Here is a 7,351-nt window from a genome sequence, read left to right as displayed (position 1 = left end):
CTGATCGCCCCGATCGCGATGGACGAGGGCCTGCGTTTCGCCATCCGCGAGGGCGGCCGCACCGTCGGCGCCGGCGTGGTTGCCAAGATCATCAAGTAAGCGTATAGTTCGCGGCTCGCTCCCCTCAGGGGGCAGCCAACATACGAAATGAGGGGCAGGATGCCCCTCGTGTTCGCGCCCAGGACGGGCGGAGCTGGTGTCTAAATCGCCTGTTTGACAGGCCGGTTTAACACAAGCTATACTTTTTGGCTCGGTGGACCAGAACTGGTCCGCCGAGTTTGTTTTCAACGGGATCCAGGGCCCCAGGCCCCTGGGTCCGACGCTCTTTACCGTATTCAAGGACATCGCCATGGCGGACCAGAAGATCCGGATTCGGCTCAAGGCCTACGATCATCGCCTGATTGATCGCTCGGCTTCCGAAATCGTGGAGACGGCCAAGCGGACCGGCGCGCAGGTGCGCGGCCCGATCCCGCTGCCGACCAAGATCGAACGCTACACCGTGCTGGTGTCGCCGCACGTCGACAAGGACGCGCGCGACCAGTACGAGACCCGCACCCACAAGCGCGTGCTGGACATCGTTGACCCCAATGACAAGACCGTTGACGCGCTCATGAAGCTCGAGCTCGCGGCCGGCGTCGATGTCCAGATCAAGCTGACCTGAGGCAACCGCCATGACGACCAAAAACATTGGAATCGTGGGCCGCAAGGCTGGCATGAGCCGCCTTTTCACCGAGGATGGCCGCTCCATCCCGGTGACGCTGATCGAAGCCAGCCCCAACCGCATCACCCAGATCAAGACCGTGGAGACCGACGGCTACACCGCCGTGCAGGTCACCGCCGGCGCCAAGCGCGCCGCCCTGGTCAACAAGCCGCTCTCGGGCCACTTCGCCAAGGCGAAGGTCGAGGCCGGTCGTGGCCTGTGGGAGTTCCGCATCGAGGACAAGGATGCCGGCAACTTCGAGGTCGGCGCCGAGATCAAGGCCGACATCTTCTCGGTCGGCCAGCTGGTCGACGTCGCCGGCGTGACCAAGGGCAAGGGCTTCCAGGGCACGATCAAGCGCCACAACTTCCGCATGGGCGACGCCACCCACGGTAACTCGCTGTCGCACCGCTCGCCGGGTTCCATCGGCCAGCGCCAGACGCCGGGCCGCGTGTTCCCGGGCAAGAAGATGGCCGGCCACATGGGTGCCGAGAACCAGAGCATGCAGAACCTGGAAGTGGTCAAGGTGGACGCCGAGCGCGGCCTGATCGCTGTGAAGGGTTCCGTCCCGGGTGCGCCGGGTGGCGACGTGGTCGTCCGCCCCGCGAGCAAAGGTTGAGGAGTTAGATAATGGAACTCGCCGTTATTGGAAGCGGTAAGGCGCTGTCGGTTTCCGACGCCGTCTTCGGCCGCGAGTTCAGCGAGGACCTGGTGCACCAGGTGGTTGTTGCGTTCCGCAACGCCGGCCGCTCTGGCACCAAGGCCCAGCTGACCCGCTCGGAAGTCTCGGGCACCACCAAGAAGTTCAAGAAGCAGAAGGGCGGCGGTGCGCGTCACGGCGACTACCGCGCCCCGATCTTCGTCGGCGGTGGCGTGTCGTTCGCCGCCAAGCCGCGCAGCTTCGCCCAGAAGGTCAACCGCAAGATGTACCGCGCCGCCATCTGCGCGATCATCTCGGAGCTCAACCGCCAGGGTCGCCTCAAGGTCGTCGAGTCCTTCGACGTCGCCGAGCCGAAGACCAAGCTGCTGATCTCCAAGCTGGCCGAGATGGACGCTGGCCGTCCGCTGATCGTCACCGAGGACGCCTCGGAGTCGCTGTACCTGGCCGCCCGCAACCTTCCCTACGTGGAAGTGCGCGACGTGCAGGGTCTCGACCCGGTCGCCCTGGTCGGTGCCGAGAACGTGATCATGACCGCCGAAGCGGTCAAGAAGGTCGAGGAGTGGCTGGCATGAGCAACATCAAGATCCTCGGCGTCCTGCGCGCCCCGCGTGTGTCCGAAAAGACCGCGCGGATCCAGGAGCAGAGCAACCAGTATGTTTTCGAAGTTGCGCAGACCGCGACGAAGGCCGACGTCAAGTCCGCCGTCGAGTCGCTTTTCAGCGTCAAGGTCGAGGCGGTCAACGTGGTGAACGTGAAGGGCAAGCAGAAGACCTTCCGCAACCGCGCCGGCCGTCGTGGCGACTGGCGCAAGGCATACGTTCGCCTGGCCGAAGGCCAGTCGATCGACGTGATGGCCAAGGCCTGAGGTAGGAACCCATGGCACTACAGACTTTCAAGCCGACCTCGCCTGGCCGCCGCGCCATGGTGCGCGTCTCCACCGCCGGCCTGCACAAGGGCGGCCCGCTGGAATCGCTGGTCGAGAAGAAGAGCAAGAGCGGCGGCCGCAACAACTACGGCCGCATCACCACCCGCCACATCGGCGGTGGCCACAAGCAGCATTACCGCATCATCGACTTCAAGCGCGACAAGGAGGGCATCCCGGCCCGCGTCGAGCGCGTGGAGTACGATCCGAACCGCACCGCGCACATCGCGCTGCTGTGCTATGCCGACGGTGAGCGCCGTTACATCATCGCTCCCAAGGGCCTGGCCCAGGGCGACCAGGTGATCGCCGGCAAGGACGCGCCGATCAAGACCGGCAACAGCCTGCCGCTGCGCAACATGCCGGTGGGTTCGACCGTGCATTGCATCGAGATGAAGCCGGGCAAGGGTGCCCAGCTGGCCCGCGCCGCTGGCGCCGGCGCCCAGCTGATCTCCCGCGACGGCGGCTACGCCACCCTGCGCCTCCGCTCCGGCGAGATGCGCAAGGTGCCGGCCGACTGCCGCGCCACCATCGGCGAAGTCGGCAATGTCGAGCACAACCTCGAGAAGCTGGGCAAGGCGGGCGCGAAGCGCTGGCGCGGCATCAAGCCGACCGTGCGTGGCGCCGCCATGAACCCGGTCGACCACCCGCACGGTGGTGGCGAGGGCCGCTCGGGCCAGGGTAACCCGCATCCGGTGTCCCCGTGGGGCACGCCGTCGAAGGGTTACAAGACGCGCAAGAACAAGCGCACCCAGAAGTTCATCGTGCGCGATCGCAGGGGTTGATAGGCCATGGCACGTTCTCTTAAGAAGGGTCCCTTCATCGACCACCACCTCGTCAAGAAGGTGGAGGCCGCGCAGGGCAGCAGCAAGAAGCCGATCAAGACCTGGTCGCGTCGTTCCATGATCTCGCCCGACATGGTGGGTCTGACCATTGCCATCCACAACGGCAAGGTCCACATCCCCGTGCTCGTGAACGAGAACATGGTGGGCCACAAGCTCGGCGAGTTCGCCCTCACCCGGACCTTCAAGGGTCACGGCGGCGACAAGAAGTCGAAGTAAGGAGCATGACTATGGAAGCCAAAGCCATCCTCCGCACGGCCCGCATCTCTCCGCAGAAGGCCCGCCTGGTCGCCGACCAGATCCGCGGCATGGACGCCTCGCGCGCCCATGAGCTCCTGAAGTTCTCGGACAAGAAGGCCGCCCACCTCATCGGCAAGGTCCTGTATTCGGCCATTTCCAACGCCGAAAACAACCTCGGCGCTGACATCGACGAGCTCAAGGTCGCGACCGTCATGGTCGACGAGGGCCCGGTCCTGAAGCGCTTCATGGCCCGCGCCAAGGGCCGCGGCACCCGCATCCTCAAGCGTACGAGCCACATCACTGTGGTCGTGGGCTCGGGCAAGTAAGGCAGGGACGACGAATATGGGTCACAAAGTTCATCCGACCGGAATCCGCCTCGGCATCGCCAAGGACTGGAATTCCAAGTGGTTCGCCAACAAGCGCGACTACGCCCAGTACCTCACCTCGGACCTGAAGGTCCGCGAGATGCTGCGCAAGAAGCTCGCCCAGGCGGGCATCTCCAAGATCCTGATCGAGCGCCCCTCCAAGAGCGCCCGCGTCACCATCCACTCGGCCCGCCCGGGCGTGGTGATCGGCAAGCGCGGTGAGGACATCGAGAAGCTGCGCAAGGAAGTCTCGGACATCATGGGCGTCCCGGCGCACATCAATGTCTCCGAGGTCCGCAAGCCGGAGCTCGACGCCCAGCTGGTGGCCGAGTCGATCGCGCAGCAGCTCGAGCGCCGCATCATGTTCCGCCGCGCCATGAAGCGCGCCGTGGGCAACGCGATGCGCCTGGGTGCCCTGGGCATCAAGGTCAACGTCGCCGGCCGCCTCAACGGCGCCGAGATCGCGCGTTCGGAGTGGTACCGCGAGGGCCGCGTGCCCCTGCACACCCTCCGCGCCGACATCGACTACGGCTTCGCCGAGGCGTCCACCACCTACGGCATCATCGGCGTCAAGGTGTGGGTCTACAAGGGCGAGGTCTTTGACTTCAGCCAGGTCGGCCAGGAAAAGGCGGAAGAGCGCAGCGAGCGCCCGTCCCGTCCGGCCAAGGAAGCGAGGTAATCCGCCATGCTGCAACCCAAGCGAACCAAGTACCGCAAGGTCTTCAAGGGCCGCAACGACGGCCTGAGCTGGAACGGCTCGGCTGTCAGCTTCGGTGAGTACGGCCTCAAGGCCACCTCGCACGGCCAGCTGACCGCGCGCCAGATCGAGGCTGCCCGTCGTTCGATCAGCCGTTACGTCAAGCGTGGCGGCAAGATGTGGATCCGCGTGTTCCCGGACAAGCCGATCACCAAGAAGCCGATCGAAGTCCGAATGGGCGCCGGTAAGGGCAACGTCGAGTACTGGGTGGCCCAGATCGCCCCCGGCCGCATGATTTACGAGATCGAGGGCGTTGACGAAGCGACCGCTCGCGAGGCGTTCCGCCTGGCGGCCGCGAAGCTCTCGGTCACCACCACTTTCGTGACCCGGACGGTGCGCTGATATGGAACTCAAGGAACTGCGTTCGAAGTCTGAGGCCGAGCTGAAGGCCCACCTGCTGGACCTGCACAAGGAACAGTTCGCCCTGCGCATGCAGAAGGCGACTGGGCAGCTGGGCCAGCCCCACAACATCAAGCGGGTCCGTCGCGAAATCGCGCAGACGATGACCCTGCTGACCCAGAAGAAGTAAGGGCGAGCCATGAGCGATAATGCCAACCAGCTGCGCACGGTCGAAGGCCGCGTCGTCAGCAACAAGATGAACAAGACCGTCACCGTGCTCGTGGAGCGCCAGGTCAAGCACGCCCTGTACGGCAAGTACATCAAGCGTTCGACCAAGCTGCACGCCCACGACGAGGACAACGCCTGCAACGAAGGCGATGTCGTCCGCGTCGCCGAGTGCCGCCCGCTGTCGAAGTCCAAGAACTGGCGCGTGGTGGAAGTCATCACGCGCGCCGTGAAGTAAGGAGGCCAGGGAAATGATCCAGGTACAGAGCTACCTCGAGGCCGCCGACAACTCCGGCGCCAAGGAAATGATGTGCATCAAGGTGCTGGGCGGCTCCAAGCGCCGTTACGCCCACATCGGCGACATCATCAAGGTCACCGTCAAGGACGCGATCCCGCGCGGCAAGGTCAAGAAGGGCGAGGTCTACGACGCCGTCGTGGTCCGCACCCGCTCGGGCGTCCGTCGCCCGGATGGCTCGCTGATCCGCTTCGACGGCAACGCGGCCGTCCTGCTCAACAACAAGCAGGAGCCGATCGGCACCCGCATCTTCGGGCCCGTGACCCGTGAGCTTCGTTCGGAGAAGTTCATGAAGATCGTGTCGCTCGCTCCCGAAGTGATCTGAGGGAAGGAACAGACATGAACCGTATTCGCAAGGGCGACCAGGTGATCATCATCGCCGGCGCCGACAAGGGCAAGAAGGGTGAGGTTGTGCGCGTGGCCGGCGACAAGGTCGTCGTCCAGAACGTCAACATCATCAAGCGCCACACCAAGCCGAATCCGCAGGCGAACGTCGCCGGCGGCATCGTCGAGCGCGAGGCGCCGATCCATATTTCCAACGTGATGCTGTTCAACCAGGCCTCGGGCAAGGGTGAGCGCATTGGTTTCAAGGTGCTCGAGGATGGACGCAAAGTGCGTGTGTTCCGCTCGAGCGGTGAGGCGATCGACGCCTGAGGAATGATGCCATGACCCGGCTTGAGAAGTTTTACAAGGACAACGTCGTACCGAAGCTCGTCGAGAAGTTCGGCTACGAGAACATCATGCAGGTGCCCCGCATCACCAAGATCACGCTGAACATGGGCGTGGGCGAGGCGGTGGGCAACAAGAAGATCCTGGAAAATGCCGTCGCCGACATGACCAAGATCGCCGGCCAGAAGCCGATCACCACCAACGCCCGCGTTTCGGTGGCCAGCTTCAAGATCCGTGACGGCTGGCCGATCGGCTGCAAGGTCACCCTGCGCCGCGCGAAGATGTTCGAGTTCCTCGACCGCCTGATCAACGTCTCGCTGCCGCGCGTCCGCGACTTCCGCGGCGTGTCGCCGCGTTCGTTCGACGGCCGTGGCAACTACAACATGGGCGTCAAGGAGCAGATCATCTTCCCGGAGATCGACTTCGACGCCGTCGACGCCATGCGCGGCATGGACATCGCCATCACCACCACGGCGAAGACCAACGAGGAAGCCAAGGCGCTGCTCGAGGCCTTCAACTTCCCGTTCCGTAACTGATCCAAGGAAACGAATCATGGCCAAGACGTCGATGGTGAACCGCGACATCAAGCGCAAGAAGCTTGTCGCCAAGTACGCCAACAAGCGCCAGGAACTGAAGAAGGTCCTCGCCAGCACCACCGCCTCCTACGAGGAGAAGATGGATGCCTCGGCGAAGCTGCAGAAGCTGCCCCGCGACTCCAGCGCGAGCCGCGTGCGCAACCGCTGCGAGCTGACCGGCCGCTCGCGCGGCGTGTACAAGAAGTTCGGCCTCGGCCGCAACAAGCTGCGCGAGGCCACCATGCGTGGCGACGTGCCCGGCCTGCGCAAGGCCAGCTGGTAATCGCCTGTCCCCCGCGTCGCGGGGGGCTCGCGGATATCGGTGCTCCCAACACCTGGAAACAAGGTAATAGAAAATGAGCATGACTGATCCCATCGCCGACATGCTGGTGCGCATCAAGAACGCGCTGGCCGTTGGCAAGCCGCAGGTTTCCATGCCTGCCTCCAAGATGAAGCTGGCCATCGCCAACGTGCTGAAGTCCGAGGGTTACATCGGCGACTTCCGCGTGAGCGGCGAGGGCGCCAAGGCCAAGCTGGAAATCTCCCTGAAGTACTACGAAGGCAAGCCGGTGATCGAGCGCCTCGAGCGCGTCTCCCGTTCGGGCCTGCGCCAGTACAAGGGCAAGGACGACCTGCCGAAGGTGCTCGCCGGCCTCGGCGTCGCCATCATCTCCACTTCGAAGGGTCTGATGACCGATCGCCAGGCCCGCGCTGCGGGCGTGGGCGGCGAAGTCATCTGCCTCGTGGCCTAAGGAGACGCACCC

Annotated in this window: 16 protein-coding genes and 1 pseudogene; all 17 read left to right on the top strand. The window is 64.5% G+C overall.

Features of this window, described 5'->3' with window-relative positions; genetic code table 11:
- A pseudogene (locus tag ABS41_RS11385) lies at positions 1-99 on the top strand (elongation factor Tu); the annotation flags it as partial.
- Positions 100-349: 250 nt separating this feature from the next.
- The gene (rpsJ, locus tag ABS41_RS11380) at positions 350-661 is read left to right on the top strand and encodes a 30S ribosomal protein S10 (protein ID WP_022968186.1); all 312 of its coding nucleotides are present in this window, start codon (positions 350-352) and stop codon (positions 659-661) included.
- A 10-nt stretch (positions 662-671) separates the two neighbouring features.
- On the top strand, positions 672-1,319 hold the full coding sequence (gene rplC / locus ABS41_RS11375; RefSeq protein WP_290594550.1) for a 50S ribosomal protein L3: 648 nt from the start codon (positions 672-674) through the stop codon (positions 1,317-1,319).
- A gap of 11 nt (positions 1,320-1,330) precedes the next feature.
- Positions 1,331-1,933, top strand: coding sequence for a 50S ribosomal protein L4 (gene rplD / locus ABS41_RS11370; protein ID WP_290594549.1), 603 nt, complete (start codon positions 1,331-1,333; stop codon positions 1,931-1,933).
- The gene (gene rplW, locus ABS41_RS11365; RefSeq protein WP_290594548.1) at positions 1,930-2,226 is read left to right on the top strand and encodes a 50S ribosomal protein L23; all 297 of its coding nucleotides are present in this window, start codon (positions 1,930-1,932) and stop codon (positions 2,224-2,226) included. The genes rplD and rplW overlap by 4 nt, the downstream gene beginning before the upstream one ends.
- Positions 2,227-2,237: 11 nt before the next feature.
- Positions 2,238-3,065: a 50S ribosomal protein L2 gene (rplB, locus tag ABS41_RS11360; protein WP_290594546.1), complete on the top strand. Its 828-nt coding sequence runs from the start codon at positions 2,238-2,240 to the stop codon at positions 3,063-3,065.
- Positions 3,066-3,071: 6 nt separating this feature from the next.
- Complete coding sequence (rpsS, locus tag ABS41_RS11355) at positions 3,072-3,341, top strand: 30S ribosomal protein S19 (protein WP_290594545.1); 270 nt, start codon at positions 3,072-3,074, stop codon at positions 3,339-3,341.
- Between the two features lie 11 nt (positions 3,342-3,352).
- Complete coding sequence (gene rplV, locus ABS41_RS11350) at positions 3,353-3,688, top strand: 50S ribosomal protein L22 (RefSeq protein WP_290594544.1); 336 nt, start codon at positions 3,353-3,355, stop codon at positions 3,686-3,688.
- 16 nt (positions 3,689-3,704) lie between these two features.
- The gene (rpsC, locus tag ABS41_RS11345) at positions 3,705-4,406 is read left to right on the top strand and encodes a 30S ribosomal protein S3 (RefSeq protein ID WP_290594543.1); all 702 of its coding nucleotides are present in this window, start codon (positions 3,705-3,707) and stop codon (positions 4,404-4,406) included.
- Between the two features lie 6 nt (positions 4,407-4,412).
- Positions 4,413-4,826 (top strand): 50S ribosomal protein L16, encoded by a 414-nt coding sequence (rplP, locus tag ABS41_RS11340; RefSeq protein ID WP_290594542.1) that lies wholly within the window; start codon positions 4,413-4,415, stop codon positions 4,824-4,826.
- A gap of 1 nt (position 4,827) precedes the next feature.
- Complete coding sequence (gene rpmC, locus ABS41_RS11335) at positions 4,828-5,013, top strand: 50S ribosomal protein L29 (protein WP_290594540.1); 186 nt, start codon at positions 4,828-4,830, stop codon at positions 5,011-5,013.
- 9 nt (positions 5,014-5,022) lie between these two features.
- A complete protein-coding gene (gene rpsQ, locus ABS41_RS11330; RefSeq protein WP_290594539.1) occupies positions 5,023-5,286 on the top strand; it encodes a 30S ribosomal protein S17 in 264 nt (87 codons plus the stop codon).
- A gap of 13 nt (positions 5,287-5,299) precedes the next feature.
- The gene (rplN, locus tag ABS41_RS11325) at positions 5,300-5,668 is read left to right on the top strand and encodes a 50S ribosomal protein L14 (RefSeq protein WP_026815607.1); all 369 of its coding nucleotides are present in this window, start codon (positions 5,300-5,302) and stop codon (positions 5,666-5,668) included.
- Positions 5,669-5,682: 14 nt separating this feature from the next.
- Complete coding sequence (gene rplX / locus ABS41_RS11320; protein ID WP_290594538.1) at positions 5,683-5,997, top strand: 50S ribosomal protein L24; 315 nt, start codon at positions 5,683-5,685, stop codon at positions 5,995-5,997.
- 11 nt (positions 5,998-6,008) lie between these two features.
- Positions 6,009-6,548, top strand: a complete 540-nt coding sequence (gene rplE, locus ABS41_RS11315; RefSeq protein WP_290594537.1) for a 50S ribosomal protein L5 — start codon at positions 6,009-6,011, stop codon at positions 6,546-6,548.
- 16 nt (positions 6,549-6,564) lie between these two features.
- Positions 6,565-6,870, top strand: coding sequence for a 30S ribosomal protein S14 (rpsN, locus tag ABS41_RS11310; RefSeq protein WP_290594535.1), 306 nt, complete (start codon positions 6,565-6,567; stop codon positions 6,868-6,870).
- Positions 6,871-6,943: 73 nt separating this feature from the next.
- Positions 6,944-7,339, top strand: coding sequence for a 30S ribosomal protein S8 (gene rpsH, locus ABS41_RS11305; protein ID WP_290594534.1), 396 nt, complete (start codon positions 6,944-6,946; stop codon positions 7,337-7,339).
- Positions 7,340-7,351 lie beyond the last annotated feature (12 nt).

The organism is Arenimonas sp. SCN 70-307 (assembly GCF_001724815.1).
Lineage (GTDB): Bacteria > Pseudomonadota > Gammaproteobacteria > Xanthomonadales > Xanthomonadaceae > Arenimonas.
This window is presented reverse-complemented; position numbering and strand designations above follow the sequence as displayed.

What these genes read in the sequence shown, in the direction of transcription:
- rpsJ (WP_022968186.1), top strand. Translation starts at nt 350, where the DNA reads ATGGCGGACCAGAAGATCCGGATTCGGCTCAAGGCCTACGATCATCGC.
- rplC (WP_290594550.1), top strand. Translation starts at nt 672, where the DNA reads ATGACGACCAAAAACATTGGAATCGTGGGCCGCAAGGCTGGCATGAGC.
- rplD (WP_290594549.1), top strand. Translation starts at nt 1,331, where the DNA reads ATGGAACTCGCCGTTATTGGAAGCGGTAAGGCGCTGTCGGTTTCCGAC.
- rplW (WP_290594548.1), top strand. Translation starts at nt 1,930, where the DNA reads ATGAGCAACATCAAGATCCTCGGCGTCCTGCGCGCCCCGCGTGTGTCC.
- rplB (WP_290594546.1), top strand. Translation starts at nt 2,238, where the DNA reads ATGGCACTACAGACTTTCAAGCCGACCTCGCCTGGCCGCCGCGCCATG.
- rpsS (WP_290594545.1), top strand. Translation starts at nt 3,072, where the DNA reads ATGGCACGTTCTCTTAAGAAGGGTCCCTTCATCGACCACCACCTCGTC.
- rplV (WP_290594544.1), top strand. Translation starts at nt 3,353, where the DNA reads ATGGAAGCCAAAGCCATCCTCCGCACGGCCCGCATCTCTCCGCAGAAG.
- rpsC (WP_290594543.1), top strand. Translation starts at nt 3,705, where the DNA reads ATGGGTCACAAAGTTCATCCGACCGGAATCCGCCTCGGCATCGCCAAG.
- rplP (WP_290594542.1), top strand. Translation starts at nt 4,413, where the DNA reads ATGCTGCAACCCAAGCGAACCAAGTACCGCAAGGTCTTCAAGGGCCGC.
- rpmC (WP_290594540.1), top strand. Translation starts at nt 4,828, where the DNA reads ATGGAACTCAAGGAACTGCGTTCGAAGTCTGAGGCCGAGCTGAAGGCC.
- rpsQ (WP_290594539.1), top strand. Translation starts at nt 5,023, where the DNA reads ATGAGCGATAATGCCAACCAGCTGCGCACGGTCGAAGGCCGCGTCGTC.
- rplN (WP_026815607.1), top strand. Translation starts at nt 5,300, where the DNA reads ATGATCCAGGTACAGAGCTACCTCGAGGCCGCCGACAACTCCGGCGCC.
- rplX (WP_290594538.1), top strand. Translation starts at nt 5,683, where the DNA reads ATGAACCGTATTCGCAAGGGCGACCAGGTGATCATCATCGCCGGCGCC.
- rplE (WP_290594537.1), top strand. Translation starts at nt 6,009, where the DNA reads ATGACCCGGCTTGAGAAGTTTTACAAGGACAACGTCGTACCGAAGCTC.
- rpsN (WP_290594535.1), top strand. Translation starts at nt 6,565, where the DNA reads ATGGCCAAGACGTCGATGGTGAACCGCGACATCAAGCGCAAGAAGCTT.
- rpsH (WP_290594534.1), top strand. Translation starts at nt 6,944, where the DNA reads ATGAGCATGACTGATCCCATCGCCGACATGCTGGTGCGCATCAAGAAC.